Annotated in this window: 24 protein-coding genes; 11 read left to right on the top strand and 13 right to left on the bottom strand. The window is 66.4% G+C overall.

The features are described 5' to 3' along the window. Nucleotides 1-14: 14 nt before the first annotated feature. The 4 genes from C441_RS09695 to C441_RS09680 form a co-directional block, all read right to left on the bottom strand. A complete protein-coding gene (locus C441_RS09695; protein ID WP_007274932.1) occupies nt 15-1268 on the bottom strand; it encodes an MFS transporter in 1254 nt (417 codons plus the stop codon). Nucleotides 1269-1434: 166 nt separating this feature from the next. Further along, nucleotides 1435-1737 carry a phosphoribosyl-ATP diphosphatase gene (gene hisE / locus C441_RS09690; protein WP_007274931.1) on the bottom strand — a complete coding sequence of 101 codons (303 nt, stop codon included), beginning with the start codon at nt 1735-1737 and terminating at the stop codon, nt 1435-1437. A 78-nt stretch (nt 1738-1815) separates the two neighbouring features. Next, nucleotides 1816-2424 (bottom strand): pyridoxal 5'-phosphate synthase glutaminase subunit PdxT, encoded by a 609-nt coding sequence (gene pdxT, locus C441_RS09685; protein ID WP_004969120.1) that lies wholly within the window; start codon nt 2422-2424, stop codon nt 1816-1818. Between the two features lie 59 nt (nt 2425-2483). After that, nucleotides 2484-2648 (bottom strand): preprotein translocase subunit Sec61beta, encoded by a 165-nt coding sequence (locus C441_RS09680; RefSeq protein WP_007274930.1) that lies wholly within the window; start codon nt 2646-2648, stop codon nt 2484-2486. A gap of 240 nt (nt 2649-2888) precedes the next feature. Between C441_RS09680 and trxA the strand changes: the two genes are divergently transcribed. Further along, a complete protein-coding gene (gene trxA / locus C441_RS09675; protein ID WP_049917914.1) occupies nt 2889-3155 on the top strand; it encodes a thioredoxin in 267 nt (88 codons plus the stop codon). A gap of 113 nt (nt 3156-3268) precedes the next feature. After that, nucleotides 3269-3415, top strand: coding sequence for a 50S ribosomal protein L40e (locus C441_RS09670; RefSeq protein WP_004044485.1), 147 nt, complete (start codon nt 3269-3271; stop codon nt 3413-3415). A 15-nt stretch (nt 3416-3430) separates the two neighbouring features. On the opposite strand, the gene C441_RS09665 is transcribed toward C441_RS09670, so the two are convergent. Beyond that, on the bottom strand, nt 3431-3811 hold the full coding sequence (locus tag C441_RS09665; RefSeq protein ID WP_007274929.1) for a hypothetical protein: 381 nt from the start codon (nt 3809-3811) through the stop codon (nt 3431-3433). 1 nt (nt 3812) lies between these two features. Continuing rightward, complete coding sequence (locus C441_RS09660; protein WP_004969124.1) at nt 3813-4439, bottom strand: MBL fold metallo-hydrolase; 627 nt, start codon at nt 4437-4439, stop codon at nt 3813-3815. A 129-nt stretch (nt 4440-4568) separates the two neighbouring features. On the opposite strand from C441_RS09660, the gene C441_RS09655 reads away from it, so the two are divergent. From C441_RS09655 to C441_RS09645, 3 genes are read left to right on the top strand one after another with little or no spacing between them, the layout of a single operon-like run. Beyond that, nucleotides 4569-4739, top strand: coding sequence for a DUF5786 family protein (locus tag C441_RS09655; protein ID WP_004044482.1), 171 nt, complete (start codon nt 4569-4571; stop codon nt 4737-4739). Next, nucleotides 4736-5347: an endonuclease dU gene (locus C441_RS09650; RefSeq protein ID WP_007274928.1), complete on the top strand. Its 612-nt coding sequence runs from the start codon at nt 4736-4738 to the stop codon at nt 5345-5347. Before C441_RS09655 ends, C441_RS09650 begins: the two co-directional genes overlap by 4 nt. Before the next feature lie 24 nt (nt 5348-5371). After that, entirely contained in the window at nt 5372-5968 is a 597-nt protein-coding gene (locus C441_RS09645; protein ID WP_007274927.1) for a uracil-DNA glycosylase, read from the top strand. Between the two features lie 27 nt (nt 5969-5995). On the opposite strand, the gene C441_RS09640 is transcribed toward C441_RS09645, so the two are convergent. The 5 genes from C441_RS09640 to C441_RS09625 all read right to left on the bottom strand — a co-directional run bounded on the left by C441_RS09640 (nt 5996) and on the right by C441_RS09625 (nt 10276). Then, nucleotides 5996-6781 carry a DUF6498-containing protein gene (locus C441_RS09640; RefSeq protein WP_007274926.1) on the bottom strand — a complete coding sequence of 262 codons (786 nt, stop codon included), beginning with the start codon at nt 6779-6781 and terminating at the stop codon, nt 5996-5998. A 155-nt stretch (nt 6782-6936) separates the two neighbouring features. Continuing rightward, nucleotides 6937-7479: a helix-turn-helix transcriptional regulator gene (locus C441_RS19020; protein WP_083874909.1), complete on the bottom strand. Its 543-nt coding sequence runs from the start codon at nt 7477-7479 to the stop codon at nt 6937-6939. Between the two features lie 85 nt (nt 7480-7564). Next, entirely contained in the window at nt 7565-8530 is a 966-nt protein-coding gene (gene phnE, locus C441_RS09635; RefSeq protein WP_007274925.1) for a phosphonate ABC transporter, permease protein PhnE, read from the bottom strand. Then, on the bottom strand, nt 8520-9323 hold the full coding sequence (phnC, locus tag C441_RS09630; protein WP_007274924.1) for a phosphonate ABC transporter ATP-binding protein: 804 nt from the start codon (nt 9321-9323) through the stop codon (nt 8520-8522). Before phnC ends, phnE begins: the two co-directional genes overlap by 11 nt. A gap of 95 nt (nt 9324-9418) precedes the next feature. After that, nucleotides 9419-10276, bottom strand: coding sequence for a PhnD/SsuA/transferrin family substrate-binding protein (locus tag C441_RS09625; protein WP_239640671.1), 858 nt, complete (start codon nt 10274-10276; stop codon nt 9419-9421). A 448-nt stretch (nt 10277-10724) separates the two neighbouring features. Here C441_RS09625 and hisH point away from each other — a divergent pair, with 448 nt between their 5' ends. The 6 genes from hisH (at nt 10725) to C441_RS09595 (ending at nt 16782) form a co-directional block, all read left to right on the top strand. Next, a complete protein-coding gene (gene hisH / locus C441_RS09620) occupies nt 10725-11384 on the top strand; it encodes an imidazole glycerol phosphate synthase subunit HisH (RefSeq protein WP_007274923.1) in 660 nt (219 codons plus the stop codon). 54 nt (nt 11385-11438) lie between these two features. Next, nucleotides 11439-12245 carry a prephenate dehydratase gene (gene pheA / locus C441_RS09615; RefSeq protein ID WP_007274922.1) on the top strand — a complete coding sequence of 269 codons (807 nt, stop codon included), beginning with the start codon at nt 11439-11441 and terminating at the stop codon, nt 12243-12245. Nucleotides 12246-12369: 124 nt separating this feature from the next. Beyond that, a complete protein-coding gene (gene hsp14, locus C441_RS09610; protein WP_007274921.1) occupies nt 12370-12780 on the top strand; it encodes an archaeal heat shock protein Hsp14 in 411 nt (136 codons plus the stop codon). Between the two features lie 115 nt (nt 12781-12895). Further along, the gene (gene hsp14 / locus C441_RS09605; protein WP_004969134.1) at nt 12896-13339 is read left to right on the top strand and encodes an archaeal heat shock protein Hsp14; all 444 of its coding nucleotides are present in this window, start codon (nt 12896-12898) and stop codon (nt 13337-13339) included. A 213-nt stretch (nt 13340-13552) separates the two neighbouring features. Further along, on the top strand, nt 13553-16429 hold the full coding sequence (leuS, locus tag C441_RS09600; protein ID WP_007274920.1) for a leucine--tRNA ligase: 2877 nt from the start codon (nt 13553-13555) through the stop codon (nt 16427-16429). Nucleotides 16430-16563: 134 nt separating this feature from the next. After that, on the top strand, nt 16564-16782 hold the full coding sequence (locus C441_RS09595) for a DUF7535 family protein (protein ID WP_007274919.1): 219 nt from the start codon (nt 16564-16566) through the stop codon (nt 16780-16782). Nucleotides 16783-16842: 60 nt separating this feature from the next. Here the strand turns inward: C441_RS09595 and C441_RS09590 are convergent, their stop codons facing one another. Continuing rightward, nucleotides 16843-17838, bottom strand: coding sequence for an alanine dehydrogenase (locus tag C441_RS09590; RefSeq protein WP_007274918.1), 996 nt, complete (start codon nt 17836-17838; stop codon nt 16843-16845). Nucleotides 17839-18201: 363 nt separating this feature from the next. Continuing rightward, nucleotides 18202-19842, bottom strand: coding sequence for a thermosome subunit beta (thsB, locus tag C441_RS09585; protein WP_007274917.1), 1641 nt, complete (start codon nt 19840-19842; stop codon nt 18202-18204). Nucleotides 19843-19894: the final 52 nt, after the last annotated feature.

Here is a 19894-nt window from a genome sequence, read left to right as displayed (position 1 = left end):
CCCGAACCCCGTTTTCACGACAGTTCCGACCGCGGCACCGTCGCCGCCTCTCCGTAGAGCGTCCGCGCGACGAGCAGTCCGACGACGACGACGAGCGCGACGCAGGCGAGGTACTCGACGCGGAAGCCGACCACCTCGGCCAGCGGGACGGCCACGAGCGGGCCGAGCGTCGACCCTGAGTCGCCGAAGACGTTGTAGACGCCGCCGAGTTTGCCCACGTCGTCGGCCGGGCTGAGGTCGCCGAGATAGGCTAACAGCGGCGGGTTCGACCCGCCGACGCCGACGCCGATGAGCGCCACGCCCGCGAGCGTCGAGACGAGTGTCGGCACGAGCGCCAGCAGGGCGAACCCGGCCGCGAGCACGCCCAGCGCGGGGAGCGTCAGCGCCGCGCGGTTCGACAGGCGGTCGGAGTACCGCCCGACGGCGAGCGTCGTGACGCTGGAGGCGACGACGCCGACGGCCATCACGACGCCGCTGACGCCGGCCCCCGACAGCCCGCCGAGCGAGATGTCGTTCGCCGTCGCGTACAGCACGGCCGTCGAGAGGAGGACGCCCGAAAACAGGAATCGGACGGCGAAGTTGACGGTGCCGACGGTGAAGATGCGGATGTCGGCGCTGACCAGCCGCGGCACGTCGCGGAGCGAACTCGCCGCCGTCACGTCGGTTTTCACGTCCGGGAGGACGGAGATGGCGACGAGGGCGGCGAACAGGCCCGCGCACCCCGCGACGGCGAACGCGGTGGCGTAGCCGAACGCGTCGGTGACGAGGCCGCCGACGACGAGACCCGCGGGGAAACCGAGGCTCTGCCCGCCGCGCATGTAGCCGACCCACTTCCCGCGGTTTTCGCCCGAGGTGACGTGGGTGATGGTGCTGAACGCGCCGACGAAGACGAACGCCGAGCCGACGCCCCAGCAGGCCCGCGACAGGAGGAAGACGGTCGCGCTGTCGAGCGGAATCGGACCCGGATTCAGCCCGAGGACGTAGCCGAACGGCGACAGCCCCTGCACGACGAAGCCGGCTATCATCGGCCGGCGCGTCCCCATCCGGTCGAGTATCTGCCCGGCGGGCGTGTTCACGACCAGTCGGGTGAACCGGTTCGCCGAGAGGATGAGGCCGACCACGAACGGCGTGATGCCGATGATGGGGCCGAGCGTCGGCAGGGTCGGGAAGGCGACGCCCGCGCCGACGCCGCCGAAGAAGACGCCGGCGATGAGGCTCCCGGCGACGAACTCGACCGACGGCTCGTCGCCGCCGAACAGCCGGCTCACGCGGCCGACCCTCGGGAGGGGAGCGCGGCGCGGTGGAGCGTGGGGTGTGCGGGAACGGACTGGCGGTCGCGGGTTCGGGGGGCGTGCATCGAGAGAGTGCGCTATCGTAAACGCACGCTCTTGGTGTTTTGCAATCGGGCCGTCTCGTCCGGGAACTGCGGGCGGCTCAGAACCGCGTTTTCAGCTCGTCGCGCAGGTCGTCGAGCGAGGCGTCGTTCATCGACAGCACGACGAGCAGGTGGTAGACGAGGTCGGCGCTCTCGTAGAGCAGTTCCTCGCGGTCGTCGTCCTTGGCCGCGAGGATGGTCTCTGTGGTCTCCTCGCCGAGCTTTTCGAGGACGTAGTTCTCGCCTTTCTCGTGGGTGAAAAGCGTCGTCGTGTAGGAGTCTTCCGGGAGGTCCGCCTTGCGCGACTCGATGGTCGCAAAGAGCTCGTCTAAGACCTCGTCGGTCGGGGTGTCGGCGTCCATGGTCGCACGACGGGCGGGCGCGGAAAAAGACCCTCTGGTTCCGGCGGGCGGCCGTCACTCCGTCAGTTAGCCGGCCGCTCAGGCGTCGGCTTCGACCGCGAGTTCGTCGAAGAACGCGAGGTCGTGGATGCGGCTGTCGGGCGTCAGTTCGGGGTGAAAGGAGGTGCCGACGACGGGGCCGTCGCGGACGGCCACGGGGTTGCCGTCCCACTCGGCGAGCACCTCCACGCCCTCGCCGACCTCGTCGATGAGGGGCGCGCGGATGAACACCGCGGGGAACGGCGAGTCGAGGCCGGCCACGTCCAGCGGGGCCTCGAAGCTGTCGACCTGCCGGCCGAAGGCGTTGCGGTCCACCGTCACGTCGAGGAGGTCGAGCGTGGTCACGCGGTCGTCCTTGGCGTCGCGGGAGGCGACGATGAGGCCGGCGCAAGTGGCGAGGACGGGCTTTCCGGCGTCGACGTGGGCGCGAATCTCGTCGGCGATGCCCTCGCGTTCGAGGAGCCGGGAGATGGTCGTGGACTCCCCGCCCGGCATGAGCAACACGTCGCAGTCGGGGACGAGGCCGTCGCTTCGGATTTCGACGATGTCGGCGTCGACGCCGTGGGCGTCGGCGGCCCGCTCGACGGCGTCGGCGTGTTCGGTCACGTCGCCCTGCACGGCGACGACGCCGGCGCGTAGCGTAGTCATGGACGGGTCTCGGGAAGCCGCAGACAAAAAGCGTCCGTTCGACGGTCGGTGGTCGGCAGTCAGAACGCGAGCGAGTTCAGCACCAGCACACCGATGCCGAACAGCGCTCCCGCGGCGAAGACGGTTTTGGGGTCGATTCGAATCGCGTTACGGTCCTCCGCGTCGAAGTAGCGGACGAGGCCCGCGCTCGACATCAGACCGCCGCTGTTCTGGCCCTTGCTCATGTTCCACCGTCCGTGCGTCCGCCGCCTAAACGTTTCGGCTCGCTTCGGAGCCGCGTGGCGCGCAGTCGGGACGCCCGTCCGAGTCGCCGACGACCGCGTTCCGCTCTCGCCCCGGTTCGCGGGCGTCTCGGCGCTCAACGACGCCGAACTCGCCCGCAACGGCCGCGGCGCACAACCGGAGAGACGCGGGCCCATGAGTAATCCTTATGCGCGGGGGCGGGCAAGATGCGTCGGGATACGATGACTGTTCGACTCTTGGACTTCTACGCGGACTGGTGCGGCCCTTGTAAGACGCAGGACCCGATTCTCGACGAACTCGAAGGCGACTACGAGAGCGTCGAGTTCGTCAAGGTCGACGTCGACGAGGAACAGGACGTGGCCAACCAGTATCAGGTTCGCTCGCTCCCGACGCTCATCGTCGAGAACGACGACGGCATCGTCGACCGATTCGTCGGTGTCACCCAGCGCGACGACATCGAATCGGCGCTGAGCCAGGCCGGCGCGTAAGCCCGCCGCGAACCGCCGCGTTTTCCGACCCATCCGGACGACCGCCGAGCGGCCCGCGAGCGCCGGCGGTGTGTCTCGCAAGCGTTATACGACCGGCGGCGGGACTCGTATGCATGGCTAGTGACGCTGCGACGAAGCGGACGCTCGAGAAGCAGATCTGCATGCGGTGCAACGCGCGGAACCCCCAGAAGGCCAAGCAGTGCCGCAAGTGCGGCTACAAGCACCTTCGACCCAAGTCGAAGGAACGCCGCGCCGCGTAAGCCCGCACGCTTCTCTCAGGCTTCTCGCCGATACAGCTCGAACAGGACCGCGAGCAGTGCGAGCTGGACGAGTTTGTCCGCGACGCCGCCGATGCCGAAGATAGCCGGCCAGTTGAGCGCGACGTAGAGGACGACCTGTCCGGCGGTGAAGGGGATGCCGAGCAACACCACCCACGAGCGGAGGCGCTCGTCGCCGCGGAGGACGCCGACGATGCCCGCGGCGAACCCCGCGGCGGCCCCGATAAAGGCGATTCCGAGCGGGTCGGCGAGGTCCGCGGCCAGCGCGCCCGCGCCGAAGACGAGGTGAATCACGCCGGTCACGGCCGCGAGGCCGACGCCGACGTAGTGCAGTCGCGTCAGGTCGCCGCCCGCGTCCCCGGCCGCGTCGGTCGCCATCTCAGTCCTCCGGGTACTTCGGCTCGCGGCGTTCCGCGCGTTCGATGGCGCGTTCGAGCGCGTCGCGGACGGTGTCGCCGCCGGCCTCGTTCTCGAAGGGGTCGCCGTGGCCGGCGTACAGCGCCTCGACCGTCGAGGGCAGGCGGTCGAGGAGCGTGTGCAGGCTACTGATGAGGCGCTCGCGGGACTGCCCCGGCATGTCGGTGCGGCCGAAACTGCCGTCGTCGAACGCGCCGTCGTTGTAGACGAACACGTCGCCCGAGAACAGCGACCGCCCGCTCACGAGCGAGACGTGGTCGTCGGCGTGGCCGGGCGTGTAGACGACCTCGAACGACTCGTCGCCCATCTCGACGCGGTCGCCGTCTCCGAGTTCGTGGGTCCGAAGCGGGTGGTCGGCGTAGGCGTACACGTCGGGGTCGAACCGCTCGACGACGGCGTCGAGCTCGCCGACGTGGTCGGAGTGCTGATGGGTGACGACCACGGCGTCGAGGTCGTCGGTATGCTCGGCGACGACCGCCTCGACGCCCGGCATCGTCCCGGCGTCGACGAGGACGGTTCGCTCGCCGAGGACGAGGTAGGCGTTGCAGGTGAACGTCTCGGCGTCGGCGGTGACTGGGATGACTTCCATACCTGCCCGTACGCGCCCGACCGGAAAAAGTCGGGCGGACGAGGCGTTCTCCCGTCGCGCGAATCGCCCTCGAACCTCGAACTCGCGCGACAAATCCTTTTTGGGGCTCGGTCGTGTACGTATGACTGTATGGGATTTGGGAGCTACGACGAGTCCGAACAAGGAGACCAGAACGTCGACTTCGACGAGGAAGACGGCGTCACGACGAGTGAGGAGAAACACGAGGGCGAGGTCGATTTCGAAATCGGCGCGTCCAACGACGAACTCCTCGACCGGCTCCAGGAGATCAAAGACGAGTGAAGCCGGGGTCTCGCGCCCTCGGGGTCGCGGAATCCTACTCCGGGGCGGCGCGCGCACCCACAGACGACGCTGACGACGCTTATTCTTCCACAGACCCGTCTCCGGAGAGCGTCCTCTGCGGCGCGGTCGTCCGCGCCGACCGGGTCGTCGACGGCCTCGCCTTCGAGACGTGCGCCGTCGGCGGCGACGACGCGACCGACGCCATCGCCTCGCTTTCCGCCTCCCTCGGCCGCGAGGACGTGCGCTACCTGCTCGTCTCCGGCATCGCCCCGGCGTGGTTCAACCTCGTCGATATCGACCGCCTCGCCGCGACCCTCGACCGCCCGGTGTTGTCGGTCTCCTTCGAGGAGAGCGAGGGGCTCGAACCCGCCCTCTCCGAGCAGTTCTCGGGTGCGGCGTTCGACCGGCGGCTCGCTATCTACCGCGCGGCTCCGCCCCGCCGACCCGTCGAAGTGAACGGCGAGACGGTGTTCGTCCGGGCCGCCGGCTGTGACGACGACGAGGCCGCGCGGGTCGTCCGCGGGTTCACGCCATCCGGCGGCCGGCCCGAGCCGATTCGCGTGGCCCGGTTGGCGGCCCGCGCCGCGCGGCGCTTCGCCGGGGATTAAGCCGTCCCCGCCCTCGAACTGCGTATGGAACACATGGAGGGCCTCTGCGTGACGGGCTGTGAGCGATGCCCCGAACTCGTCGATTCGCGGAGTCGCATCGTCAACGGGGTCGGTCCCGACGACGCCGACCTGCTCTTCCTCGGCGAAGCGCCGGGCGCGAAGGAAGACGAGGGCGGCGAGCCGTTCGTGGGTCGCTCCGGCTCCGTGCTGGACGACGCGCTCCGCGAGGCCGGCCTCGCCCGCGCCGACGTCCGCATCACCAACTGCGTGCGGTGCCGCCCGCCGGACAACCGCGACCCGACGAGCGACGAACTGTCGAACTGCCGGGGCTACCTCGCCCGCGAACTCGAACTCGTCGACCCGGAGCTAATCGTCACGCTCGGGAAGGTCCCCTCGCAACACCTCCTCGACCGCGGCGTCGCCATCACGAACGAATCGGGGTCGGTCGTCGACGCCCGCGTCGGCGACGCCTCCTATCGCGTGCTCCTCTCCGTGCACCCCGCGGCGACGCTGTACGACCGGAGCCAGCGCGAGGGCTTTTTCGACACTATCGCGCGCGCCGCCGACCTCTCGGGGCTCGCCGACGCCTCGGACGGACAGGCCAGCCTCGGCGACTTCTGAGCGCGGCGCGGGAGCGTTCTCCCGACTTCAGGCCGACGCGTCGCTGACCTCGATTCGCTCGCCGGCCGACCCGCCGTCGCGGTCGCGGTCGGCCCGTTTTTCGGCGCGGACGTGTTCCCTGAGGTGCGCGCCCGCGTCGAGCGCGGTCTTGACGACGACCATGACGACGAGCGCCGCGGCGGGCGCGCCCGAGGCGGCGACGAGGAACGCGCCGAGGACGATAGTCAGGTGGAGGACGATGACCCGGCGGTACGGTTCGGACATCTGTTTGCCGGGCGAGACGCTCCGGTACTCCTCGCGGCCGACGAAGTTGACGGCGAACGACCCGCCGTGGCTGAGGACCGTCGCGCCCGCCGCGAGGAACACCGCTCCCAGCGGGACGCCGCCGACGCCGCCGACCGCGAAGGCGTCGAACGACCAGACGAACACGCCGTGGACGACCCAGAAAATCCCGTAGTGCATGGCGAAAAACCCCGCGATGGGGACGTTCGAGGGGTAGAGGTGAAAGCCGTCGCGGGGGTCGTCGGGCGGCGAGAGGTCCACCTGTCGGCCGTTGACGGTGGCGTTGATGCTCGACCCGCCGTCGCCGCGGCCGCTGGCGGCGAGAATCTTGGGGACGTTCAGGAGGCCGACGACGCCGCTTTCGAGCCAGTAGGCGACGAGAAGCGCCTTCAGGCTCCAGTCGAACCAGACGACGCCGACGAGCGGCACGAGGTTTGCGACCACGAGCGCGGCGAGGGCGACGGGCGAGGTGGCGCGACGCGACCCCGAGGCGGCGGACGGCGGCGACGAGGCGGAGCGCGGCGACGACATGGGCTACGCTGTGAGACGCGGGGGAGCGATAAAAACCGTACCGCGGGAGTAGTCCAGGGCGCGGTCGTTCCAGTTAGGACTCTCGTCTGAGTTATCTAGTCTTCAGGAGTACTACCGCAATGCGAAACAAGCATTTCCTTTGGATTTCTATCGCACTACTTTTCTTGTAGTTCAATAGAACACTCCCCGGCAACGATTGAGAGACTAGTTAATTCCCATCGGACTGGCTTATCTTTGTGATTCCCGTCGGCGTAGACTTGCCACAGCTTGCCTTGGTCCGGGTCCGCTACTAGTCTCATCTCGCCACCTTGGGGTCCATCCACCTCGACACATGTTTCTGTTCCGCTGGCGGTTGATGTCTGTTTGACATCCACGACTGTAAATGGCCGTTTCATTGATTTACGACCCGTTGATGTGAACAAGACTTGATCATCAACCTGAAGACGCTCTATTAACTCTCTGAGGCTGTGATTAGATGACGAGAAGTCGCTTACTGCTCTCACCGTGTTCTCAGACTGCTCTCGTTTGTTTCTGATTCTCTTTGCGTACTCGTCTACTGTGGATTTCTTGATATCCAGTTCACCGGCAATCTCTGCATGCGAAGCAGTACCTGCTTGCTTTAAAACCAGTACCTCAGCTTCCCGCTTAGAGAGACTAGTTTCCTCCTTGATTTGCCCTATCTCTTTTGAGAGATCCATAACTACGTATTGTGTAGTGTGTGTGAAAAATATATGGTTGTGTGCTTCATGACCGGTTTGCGACTGAAACGACGGTTTCGGACGCTTACTCCCAGATGGAGCGGGCCATCCGCTGTGGGAACTCGACGATGAGCTTGAGGACGCTCGTCCCCTCCTCGTTGCCGCGGATGTACGACCGGACCCGCTGGCTCACGAACTCGACGGAGACGACGAGCATGAAGATGACGAGAATCGTCGCCATCATGTTCGTGTACCGGAACAGGCCGCGTTGGGTCTGGAGCACCTGTCCGAGCCCGCCGCCGCCGATGAGCCCCATCGTGACGCCGATGCGGACGTTGATCTCGAGGATGTACATCGTCCACGCGATGAAGGGCGTAAAGACCTGCGAGAGCATCCCGAAGACGACCTTCTGGGGGCTGTTCGCGCCGGTCGACTCGATGGCCTCTATCGGTCCGTCCTCGACTTCTTCGAGGGCGTCCGTGAACAGGCGACCGAGGTTCCCCATCGTGTCGGTCCCGATGGCGAGCGTCGCCGTGAACGGCGAGACGCCGCCGAGGGGGATGTAGATGAGCGCCCACACCAGCGCCGGGATGGCGCGGATGACGCTCATCGTCCCGCGGAAGATGAAGTTAAACGGGTACGGCGTCACGCGCTCGGAGCCGAGGACGCCGAGGATGAGCGCGCCGGGGATGCCGAGGACGGTCCCGGCGAACCCCATCGCGAACGTGACGAACACCGCGCCGAGGACGGGGTTGCCGTCTTGGAACTGGAGGAGGAGATTCCGCTCTTGGATGAACGCCCAGTACTGGCTGACGTCGACGAAGGGGACGACGCCGAACAGCGTCCCCGGCGGGAAGAAGTCGCCCAGCGCGTCGGTGAACTCCGGCCAGTACTCGACGATTTCGCCGACGGAAAAGCCCACCTCGCTCAGCGCGTTCGTGAAGAACCACGCGAAGAGGACGAGAACGACGACCGAAAACAGCAGTCTGACTCGCTTTGCTATCTGGATGTTCCGTAGCGCCTCTTCGATTCGGTCGGTATCAGTACTCATGTGACCTCGCTCCGCTCGTGGCGACCGCGTCGTTCGCGGGCGGGCCGTCGGCCCGTTCTTCGCGGATGGCCTCCGTCTCGATGTCGCCGTAGATGCGGTCGATGACGTCGACGTTGAAGTCCTCGCGGTAGCCGTCGAAGACGACCTGTCCGTCTTTCATCCCGAGGAACCGCTCGCCGAACTCGCGGGCGATGTTGACTTGATGGAGGCTCGCGATGGTCGTCAGGTCGCGCTCGTCGGCCGCGTCGCGGATGTATCGCATCACCGTCTCCGCGCTCGCGGGGTCCAGACTCGCCACGGGTTCGTCGGCGAGCAGGAGGTTCGGGTTCTGGACCAGCGCGCGGGCGATGCCGACGCGCTGTTGCTGGCCGCCGCTCATCTTCCCGGCGCGCTGGTTGGCCTCGTCGAGTAACCCGACGGTTTCGAGCGCGCGGAGCGCCTCCTTCTTGTCGTCGCCGTCGTACAGGCCGAGCAGACTGCCGAGAAACGAGGTCCGGCCGAGCGCGCCGGTGAGCGCGTTGCTGTACGCGCTCATCTGTCCGAGTATGTAGTGTTGTTGAAATATCATTGCCACGTCGTTTCGAGGCCCCACCACGTTCGCGTCGTCGATGGTTATCGACCCGCTCGTCGGGCGAGTGATTCCGTTGAGACAGCGGAGGAGGGTCGACTTCCCCGCCCCCGATTGCCCGAGGACGACGACGAACTCGCCGTCCGGGATGGTGAACGAGACGTCGTCGAGGGCCGTGACATCTCCGTAGGATTTGCTGAGGTTCGTTACTTCGATCGTACTCATTATCGTGTCTGTCGCGTCGCGTAGTTCGCGTGCGGTCGAACCGTTCGTCGGGTATCGACCGCACGGTAGGGAAACAAAACCGCGGGGTCTCGCTCTTACTGACCGAGCGTGACGCCGAGTTCGTCGAGGACTTCCTGCACGGGTTCGTAGTCGTCGACGGACCCCTCGTCAACCCCGGTGAACCAGAGCTGTTGGTCGTCTTCGAGGTCCTCGTTGATGAGGTCCTCCTCGGTCACGTTGAGAAGCGCCTCCTCGATGTCGGCGTACAGGTCCTGGTCCATGTCGGTGCGGCCGAGAATCGGCGCGCGCGGGATGGGGTCGGAACACGCCAGCAACTGTAGCTCGGGCGACTCAGTTCCGAGGTCGCCGTCGTTTTCGGCGGACATCTCCAGGAACTGCTCGGGGAACTGGTCTTCCGGGACGTGCGGGGCCGTCGAGAACGCGCCCGTGCCGGCGGCGACGACGTCGTCGCGGTTGACGAGCGTCTCGCGGGCCGTCGAGTGGTCGGAGAACTGCGCCTCGAAGTCAGCGGGGTTGCCGTCGGGAGCGCCGCCCGTGTCGAGTCCGGCCTTGCTCATCATGTACAGCGGGAACAGCGACCCGCTCGTCGAGAGGCGGTCGGCGAACGCGACCGTCTCGCCTTCGAGGTCGGTCAGCTCTTCGATGCCGCTGTCGGGCGTCGTCGTGATGAGAGAGAAGTACCGCGAGGCCCCGTAGGCGATGCGGATACCGATGACCTCGGTGATGTCCTCGTTACCGCCCTGAATGGCGATTGCGGGCGCGGCGTCGGCGATGTCCGCCTGTCCGCTGTCGAGCGCCTGGAGCACCGCCGCGTAGTCGGCCGCCACGGTGGATTCGACCGTGACGCCGACCTCGGACTCGATGTAGTTGAAAAGCGGTTGATACTGCGCTTCCACGTCCACGTCAGACTCCGCGGGCGTCAGCGCGAACATGATGGACTCCGGTGACGACTCGGTCGTGGTCGACGTCGCCTCGGTCTCCGAGGACTCCCCCGACTCCGATGTGGTCGTCGCCGCCTCCGAGTCGTCACCGCCACCCGTACATCCACTGAGCGCCGTCAGCCCCGCGACGCCAGTGATTCCTGCCGTTCTGATGAATTCTCGTCTACTCGCCATTGAACTCATTTTATGATTCCGACACTTGTTGTTAAGATTTACTATTTTTTCTCTATATTTGTATTGAATACAAGTTGTTCACCCCGCACGACGGCTCTCTCGCCCCCGCGAGCGTCCGCGGAATCTTCGGGGTCGGACTTCGGGCTCTTCTCACGGGACGGGTCGAGAGCGAGGGGCAGAACCGTGCGGCCGAGTCGCGCGACCGTCCAACGGAGAACTCACCCCGAGGGAAAATCACTTTGCTCCCCTCTGCGGACCATTCGGTATGAGCACGACACAGCCGCCCGAGGAGACCCTCGCCGACGTGGTGATGGTCGACTACGGGCTCGGAAACCTCCGGAGCGCCATGCGCGGGCTCGAACGCGCGGGGGCGAACGTCGTCATCTCGGACGACCCCGCCGACTTCGACGGCGCCGACGGCATCGTCCTCCCGGGCGTCGGCGCGTTCTCCGAGGGGATGGAAAACGCCGGCCCGTTCCGCGAACCGCTCGCCGAGGCCGCCGCCGACGGGACGCCCGTCTTCGGCATCTGCCTCGGGATGCAGATGTTACTCACCTCCTCGGAGGAGGCCGACCACGCCGGCGAGGGCGAGGTCGAGGGACTCGACTTCATCCCCGGCCGCAACGTCCGGTTCGACGAGGGCCAGAAGGTCCCGCACATGGGCTGGAACGAACTCAACGTCCGGCGCGACCACCCGCTCGTCGAGGGCGTCGACGGCGAGTACGCCTACTTCGTCCACTCGTACTACGCCGACCCCGACGACGAGCACGCGGTCGTCGCCTCGACCGACTACGGCGTGGAGTTCCCCGCGGTCGTCGCCAACGAGGCGGGCACCGTCTTCGGCACGCAGTTCCATCCCGAGAAGTCCGGCGAGACCGGGCTGACCATCCTCCGCAACTTCGTCGAGTTCTGCGCGGAGCGATAGGCCGAATCTGCCTTCCCCGACGGTCTTTTGTCGCCGCTTCGTGAAGGGGTGTCCATGCAGGCAGTCACGCTCGGTCCGGCGGGCACGTACTCCCATCGCGCCGCCCGCGCGGTCGCCGACGACGTCGCCTTCCGAGAATCGGTCACCTCTATCGTCCAAGCGGTCGCCGACGGGACGTTCGAGCGCGGCGTCGTCCCCATCGAGAACAGCATCGAAGGGAGCGTCACCGAGAGCCTCGACGCCGTGGCGAACTCGGAGGTGAGCGTCGTCCAGGAAATCGTCACGCCCATCCGCCACGCGCTGTTGGCCCAGAGCGCGAACTTCGACGTCGTCGCCAGCCACTCGCAGGCGCTCGCGCAGTGTCGGTCGTACCTCGAAGAGAACTACCCCGACGCGAAGCTCGAAGCCGTCGCCAGCACGGCCCGCGGCGTCGAGCGCGCCCGCGCCGACCCGTCGGTCGCGGGTATCGGCCATCCGGACAACGCGGGTGACGACCTCGAAATCATCGCCGAGGACATCCAAGACCAGTCGTCGAACGCCACTCGGTTCCTCGTCATCGGTCCCGAGTCCGCGCGCTCGGACGCCGGCGGCAAGAGCTCGCTCGTCGTCTACCCCAACGCGAACTACCCCGGCCTCCTCTTGGAACTGCTCGAAGCGTTCGCCGAACGCGACATCAACCTCTCGCGCATCGAGTCGCGACCGAGCGGCAACCGCCTCGGCGACTACCTGTTCCACATCGACGCCGACGCCGGTCTCTACGAAGAGCGGATGCAAGGGGCGCTCGAAGCGGTCGAGGCAATCGCCAAAAACGGCTGGGTTCGCGTCCTCGGGTCGTACGACACGCGACACGTCCTGTACTGACGCCGAGTCGGCCGCGACGCGCTCGGATGCGTCCGGATGCACCCGAACGCGCCCCGTCCGGTCGCTCTCAAAATGTGAGTACGGGCACATCTTTCTTTGTCGTCGGCGACGTATTCAGACGCGTATGCAGAGAAATCCATTCGACGAGATAGAAGACCTGTTCGACCGGATGGGCCGGTCGTTCGAGGAGTCCGGTATCGCCCGCTTCCAAGACGTCTCTCTCGACGTCGTCGACGACGAGGAGACCATCGAGGTCGTCGCCGACCTCCCCGGCTTCGAGAAGGACGACCTCGACGTGAGCGTCAGCGGACGGCGACTCACCATCGCGGCCGACCGCGAGGAGTCGACCGAGGTCGACGACGACCAGTACGTCCGCCGCGAGCGGAGCCAGCGCTCCGTCTCTCGGACGATTACGCTCCCCACCGAAGTCGCGCGCGACGAGGTGTCCGCATCGTACAAAAACGGCGTTCTGACCGTGACGCTCCCGAAGGCCGAACCCGCGGGCGACGACTCGACGCAGATAGACATCGAGTGACGCGGCTCATCTTTTGAATACCGGCGCTCTGGCTTCCGCTCCGTGCGAATTGCTATCCACGTTCCGGCAACGATTATCTCCTCAGCCGGCGTCCGTATGCCTCGGTGAAAAACACATGATGAGACGTACCAACCCCTTCGACGACTTCGAGGAACTGTTCGAGCGAATGTCCCGCCAGTTCGACGAGATGGGACGACAGTTCGACCGCTCGGGCATGATGGCGCAGGTCCGCCACGAGATGGCAATCGACGTCACCGACCACGACGGCGAAATCGTCGTCACCGTCGACCTCCCGGGCTACGAGAAGGAGGACATCGCTCTCTCGGTCGCCAACCGCACGCTGACCGTCGAGGCGACGCGCGAACTCGACGAGGAACGCGCCGAGGGCGAGTATCTCCGCCGCGAGCGCCGCCACGAGTCCGCCCGCCGCACGATTCGCCTCCCCGAGACGGTCGACGAGGACGGCGCGTCAGCCAGCTACCACAACGGCGTCCTGACGGTCACCCTCCCTAAGCGCGACGCCGAACCCGACGACTCCCGCCGCATCGACATCGACTGAGCGGCCGCCGTCGCTCGCACGCGTCTCTGACACGTCGCCCGCGGTGGTCCCCCCGGTGGTGGGAAAGCTACTCTGTTCGGTTCTCCGTCTCCGCTTTTCGTCCCGACGTCCCCGTTTGTCCCGTGCCATTGAGTGGCAATTTCTGCCGCAATCAGACAGCCGCGCAAGTCGAGTATAGGAGTTATTTTAGGCCGGGGTACCACTACCACGGATATGGACTACGACCCGCAGGAACTCGAAGCGCGTTGGCGGGAGCGCTGGTCCGAGTCCGGCCGATACGAGGCCGACCCGGACGCAGACGCCGACGACGCGACGTTCGTGACGGTGCCCTATCCGTACCCCAGCGGCGGGATGCACATCGGGCACGCGCGGACGTACACCGTTCCCGACGTGTACGCCCGCTACCGACGACAGCAGGGCGACAACGTGTTGTTCCCCATCGCGTGGCACGTCACCGGCACGCCCATCATCGGCGCGGTCGAGCGCCTGAAAAACCGCGAGGAGAAACAGCTCTCGGTGCTGACCGACACCTACAACGTCCCCGAGGACACGCTTTCGGACCTCGAATCGCCCATGGGCTGGGCGCGGTACTTCATCGAGGAGCACTACAAGAAGGGGATGCAGTCGCTCGGCCTGTCGGTGGACTGGCGGCGCGAGTTCACCACGAACAACGAGCGCTACTCGAAGTTCGTCGAGTGGCAGTACCGGACGCTCCGCGAGCGCGGCCGACTGGAGAAGGGCCTCCACCCCGTCAAGTTCTGTACGAACGAGGAACAGCCGGTCACGACCCACGACCTGCTGGAAGGCGAGAACGCTGAGTTCCAGGAGTACACGCTGGTCCGCTTCGGCTGGGAGCGAAACGGCGGCGACGTGGTCGTCCCGATGGCGACCCTGCGCCCCGAGACGGTCCACGGCGTGACGAACGCCTACATCGACCCCGAGGCGACCTACGTCGTCGCCGAAGTCGACGGCGAGACGTGGTTCGTCTCCGACTACGCGGCCGACAAACTGGAGTATCAGGCCCGCGACGTGGAGATTCTCGAAACCGTCGAAGGGGCCGAACTCGTCGGCCAGACGGTCGAAAACCCCGTCACCGGCGACGACGTGCTCGTTCTGCCGGCCGACTTCGTCGACGCCGACAACGCGACGGGCGTCGTCATGTCGGTCCCGGCCCACAGCCCCGACGACTACGTCGCCCTGCAGGAGGCCAAGGCTGACGCCGACTACCTCGAATCGTTCGGCATCGACCCCGCCGACGTGGCCGCCATCGAGCCGATTCCGATTCTCGACATCGACTCCGACGACGACGCGTACGGCGAGATTCCCGCGAAGTCGGCCGTCGAGAACCGCGGCATCGAGTCCTCCGACGACCCCGCCCTCGAAAAGGCGACGAAGGACCTCTACAACAAGGAGTTCCACGCGGGTCGGCTCAAGGAGTTCTACGGCGACTACGCCGGCGGCCTCGTCGAGGAGGTCCGCGACGACTTCAAGGCCGACGGCATCGAGGCCGGCCAGTTCGACGTGATGCAGGAGTTCTCCGAGGAGGTCGTCTGCCGCTGTGGCGGCGATGTCGTCGTCGCCGAACAGGACACGTGGTTCCTCTCGTACGACGACGAGGACTGGAAGGAACTCGCCCACGACGTGGCCGACGGGCTGGACGCCATCCCCGAGAACACCCGCGACGAGTACCACCACACCATCGACTGGCTCAACGGGTGGCCGTGTATCCGCAACTACGGCCTCGGCACTCGCCTGCCGTGGGACGACCAGTTCGTCATCGAGCCCCTCTCGGACTCGACTATCTACATGGCGTACTACACCATCGCCCACCGCCTGCAGGAGATTCCGACCGAGGAACTCACCCAGGAGTTCTTCGACGCGCTGTTCTACGGCCCCGAGGCCGTCGACGACGCGCCGGAGAAGGCGCTCGAACTGCGCGAGGAGTGGGACTACTGGTACCCCGTCGACTACCGGTTCTCCGGCAACGACCTCATCACGAACCACCTGACGTTCTACCAGTTCCACCACGGCGAACTGTTCGACGAGCCGCAGTGGCCCCAGGGTATCGTCATCATGGGCATGGGCCTGCTGGAAGGCCAGAAGATGTCGTCGTCGAAGGGCCACGTCGTCCTCCCCGGCGAGGCCATCGGCGAGTACGGCGCGGACACCGTCCGCTTTTTCCTGCTCAACTCCGCCGAGCCGTGGCAGGACTACGACTGGCGCGACGACCTCGTCGGCTCGGTCCACGACCAACTGGAACGCTTCTGGAACCGCGCACAGGAGATTATCGCCGACCCCGGTCCGGACGACCAGCCCGACTTGGAGACGGTCGACCGCTGGCTCCTGTCGAAACTGCAGGACACCGTCCGCGACGTGACGACCGCGATGGACGAGTCCGAGACGCGGTCGGCCAGTCAGGCGGCGTTCTACAACTTCGAGGAGTCGCTTCGGTGGTACCGCCGCCGGACCGACCTCGACCGCCCCGCGGCGAAGTGGACGCTCCGGACGGTCCTCGAAACCCGTCTGCGCCTGCTCGCGCCCTTCATCCCGTTCATGACGAACGAACTGCACGAGCAGTTGACCGGCACGCCCGCCGAGGACGCGCCGTGGCCCGAGCCGGACGCGGCCTTCGAGGACGAGTCGGTCGAACTCGAAGAGCGACAGGTCGAGCGGCTGACCGAGGACGTGCGCGACATCATCGGCGTGACCGATTCGGACCCCGACACCATCCGCGTCTACGTCGCCGCCGACTGGAAGCGCGACGTGTTCGAGACGGTCGTCGACAACGGCGACAACGTCGGCGCAATCATGGGGCAGGTCATGCAGGACCCCGACCTGCGCGAGCGGGGCAACGACGTCAACGACCTCGTGCAGGACCTCGTCGACCAGACCCGCGGCCGCGACGAATCGACGCTCCGCGCCCAACTCGAACTGGACGAGGCCGACACCTACGAGCGCGCCGCCGACTTCCTCGGCCGCGAGTTCGACGCCGAGGTCGAGGTGTTCGCCGAGGACGACCCCGACATCGTCGACCCCGCCGACCGCGCCTCGAAGGCGATTCCGTTCCGCCCCGCGGTCCACCTCGAATAGCCGGGGGCGACGAACCCGCTCCGCGACCGAAACGCCGCGTCTCGCCCGAACGCGGCGCGACGCCGGCACGACTCCCGGCGCGGACTGCCCCCTCCGGCGCTCGATTTATCCTCTCGCCGAACTAACAGTATCGCATGAGCGAAGACGACTCGCCGAGCCTCGCACGGAAGGCCTACCACACCGTCACGCCGGGGTCGCACATGCGCCCCGACAGCGAGATGGACTCCATCGGGTGGACGATGTTTCTCATCCTCGTCGTCCTGTTGGTCCCGTTTCTGCCCTTCATCGCCATCGTCTACGTCCTCTCGAAGGCGTTCGGCTACCTCAACGCACAGCGCGGACCGAGCCCGTAGCTCGCAGAATCGGACCGCAAAAGAAAACGGTGAATGCCAGCGGCGTCGCGTCGGGCGACCTCACTCGGCGAGACCGAGGAGGTCGAACGCGTAGCCGTTGTCGTTTTCGAACGCGTGTTCGTAGGCGACGTGGGCCGCCGCGACGTCCTGAATCGCCAGTCCGGTCGAGTCGAAGACGCTGATACCGTCGGCGTCGGTGCGGCCGTCGAGGTTGCCGAGGACGATGTCGCCGATTGCGCCGTAGATGTCGTCGTCGGTGAGGACTCCCTCGTGGTACGGGACGTTGATTTCGCCGGAGTGGGTGGTCTGGGCGTGGTCGTCGATGACGAGCTTGGCGTCGAGGAGCACCTCGTCGGCGAGTTCGTGTTTCCCCTCGGCGTCGGCACCCATCGCGTTGATGTGGGTGTGGTCGCCGACCGCCTCGCGCGGGACGATGGGCGACTCGACGGGCGTCACCGTCGACAGCACGTCACAGCCGGCGGCCTCCTCGATGGAGCCGGGGCGGATGTCGAACTCGTCTTCGAAGGCGTCGATGAAGTCGGCGACGCGTTCTTCGTCGAGGTCGGAGATGACGACTTCCTCGATGTCGCGGACCTCGCTGATGGCACGGAGTTGCGTGTACGACTGGACGCCGGCACCGATGATGCCCATCGAGGAGGCGTCCTCGACGGCGAGATGGTCGGTGGCGACGGCCGCGGCCGCGCCGGTGCGGAGCATCGTGAGCTCCGTCCCGTCGAGGAGCGCCAGCGGGAAGGCGTTCTCGGGGTCGGAGTAAATCATCGTGCCCATGACGGTGGGCAGGTCGTACTTGTCGCCGTTGTCGGGATGGACGTTGACCCACTTGATGCCCGCGGCGTCCCAGTCGCCCGCGTCGAGGTAGGCGGGCATCGACCGGAAGTCGCCGTTGTACTGCGGCAGGTCGATGTAGGACTTCGGCGGCATCTGGGCGTCGCCGGACTCGTAGGCGGCGAACGCGTCCTCGATGGCCGAGATGAGCTCCGGCATCTGGACGTTCTCGTGAACGTCGTCCTTGTTCAACAGCAGCGTCTTGCGCATGGGGACACGTTGCCGTACCTGCTACTTAGTTCGTTCTATTTCTGAACACAACTGCAAGTGTGTCTGAGAAAGTGAGAGAATTATCCAACTTCTAAGCGGCCGGTGACTCGGAACGGTCGGCTCCCGTCCGACTGTCGGGAAGCCGGAGCCGACGCGAGTCGGGGTACGGAACCGCCGCGTGCTGTCGACGGCGTCGCGAAGCCGCGGCTCTCCGGCGCTGTGGGGGTCGTTCTCGATAAAATAACGTGGTCTGTCGCGCGGTGCAGGCGTCGGGGGATGGGTGAGTGAAGGCGTTAGCCTATCTTCACATCGCGTTGCCGGGCTCCGCCCGGCGGCTCATGTGGAAATCAGTTTTCCCGATTTTCACATCGCGCCGCCCATGCCGCCCATGCCGCCCATGCCACCCATGCCGCCGGGTGCGCCGCCTTCGTCGTCGTCGCCGCCGGTGGAGAGGTCACCGGCCGCGATGATGTCGTCAATCTTGAGGACGAGGTTCGCGGCTTCGGAGGCGGAGGCGATGGCCTGCTCTTTCGCGTGGGCCGTCTCGACGACGCCAGCCTCGAACGCGTCTTCGACCTCGCCGGTGAAGACGTTCAGTCCGGCGCGGACCTGCCCGTCTTCGTGGGCCGCGCGGAGGTCGACGAGCGTGTCGATGGAGTCGAGACCGGCGTTCTCGGCGAGCACGCGCGGGACGAGTTCGAGCGCGTCGGCGAACGCCTCGACGGCGAGCTGTTCGCGTCCGGAGACGGAGTCGGCGTAGTTGCGGAGGCGCGAGGCGAGTTCGACCTCGATGGCACCGCCGCCGGCGAGCACGCGGCCGTCGGCGACCGTCGAGGCGACGACGTCGAGAGCGTCCTGAACGCCGCGTTCGAGCTCGTCGACGACGTGGTCGGTGGAGCCGCGGAGCAGGAGCGTGACGCCGTGGACGTCGTCGCCGATGCCCTCGACGTAGAACAGCTCGTCGGCCTCGTCGCGGCGGACGGAGGCGCGACCGAGGTCGGCGGCCTCGATGGAGTCGAGGTCGGAGACGACGGCCGCACCGGTGATGTTCTTGAGGAAGCGGATGTCGGACTTCTTCGTCCGGCGGACCGCGAGGATGCCCTGCTTTGCGAGGTAGTGCTGGGCGAGGTCGTCGATGCCCTTCTGGCAGAAGACCACGTCAGCGCCGGAGTCGACGATCTGGTCGACCTTCGCCTTCAGCTGGGCCTCCTCCTGGTCGAGGAACTTCTGGAGCTGGTCGGGGCTCTCGATGGAGACGTTCGTGTCGATGTCGGTCTCCTCGACCTCGACGGGCTCGTTGAGAAGCAGTACGTCGGCCTCGTCGAACTCGACCGGCATGTCGTCGTGGACGGGGTCCTTGTCGATGACGGCGCCGGTGAGGAGCTCGGACTCCGAGGCGGAGCGGCCGGTCTGGGTCTCGATGGAGATGTTTTCGAGGTCGACGACGTGGGAGCCGTCGTGGGCCTCGACGGTGACCTGCCGGACGGCGCGGACGATGAGGTCCGCGAGAAGCTCCTTGTTGAGCTCGGAGCTCTTGCCCGTCATGGAGGTCTCGGCGACCTTCTTCAGGAGTTCCTCGTCGTCGGGGTCGACGCGCTCTGCGATGTCGTCGATCTCCTCGCGCGCCTTCTCGGAGGCGAGGTTGAAGCCGCGGATGATGGCCGTCGGGTGGATGTCCTGTTCGAGGAGGTCCTCGGCGTTCTTGAGGAGTTCACCCGCGATGGCGACCGCCGTCGTCGTTCCGTCGCCGGCTTCGTCCTCCTGCGTCTCGGCGACCTCGACGATCATCTCGGCCGTCGGGTTGTCGATGTCCATCTCCTTGAGGATGGTGACGCCGTCGTTCGTGATGGTGACGTCGCCCATCGAGTCGACGAGCATCTTGTCCATCCCCTTCGGGCCGAGTGTGGAACGTACCGCCTCGGCGACTGCTCGTGCGGCGCGGATGTTGTACGCCTGCGCGTCGCGGTCCTTGACGCGCTGTGCATCCTCGCCCATGATGATCATCGGCTGACCCTGCTGCATTCGCTGGCTCATAGACAGGCCTTGATTGTTTGTG

The organism is Haloferax sulfurifontis ATCC BAA-897 (assembly GCF_000337835.1).
Classification (GTDB): Archaea; Halobacteriota; Halobacteria; order Halobacteriales; family Haloferacaceae; genus Haloferax; species Haloferax denitrificans.
This window is presented reverse-complemented; position numbering and strand designations above follow the sequence as displayed.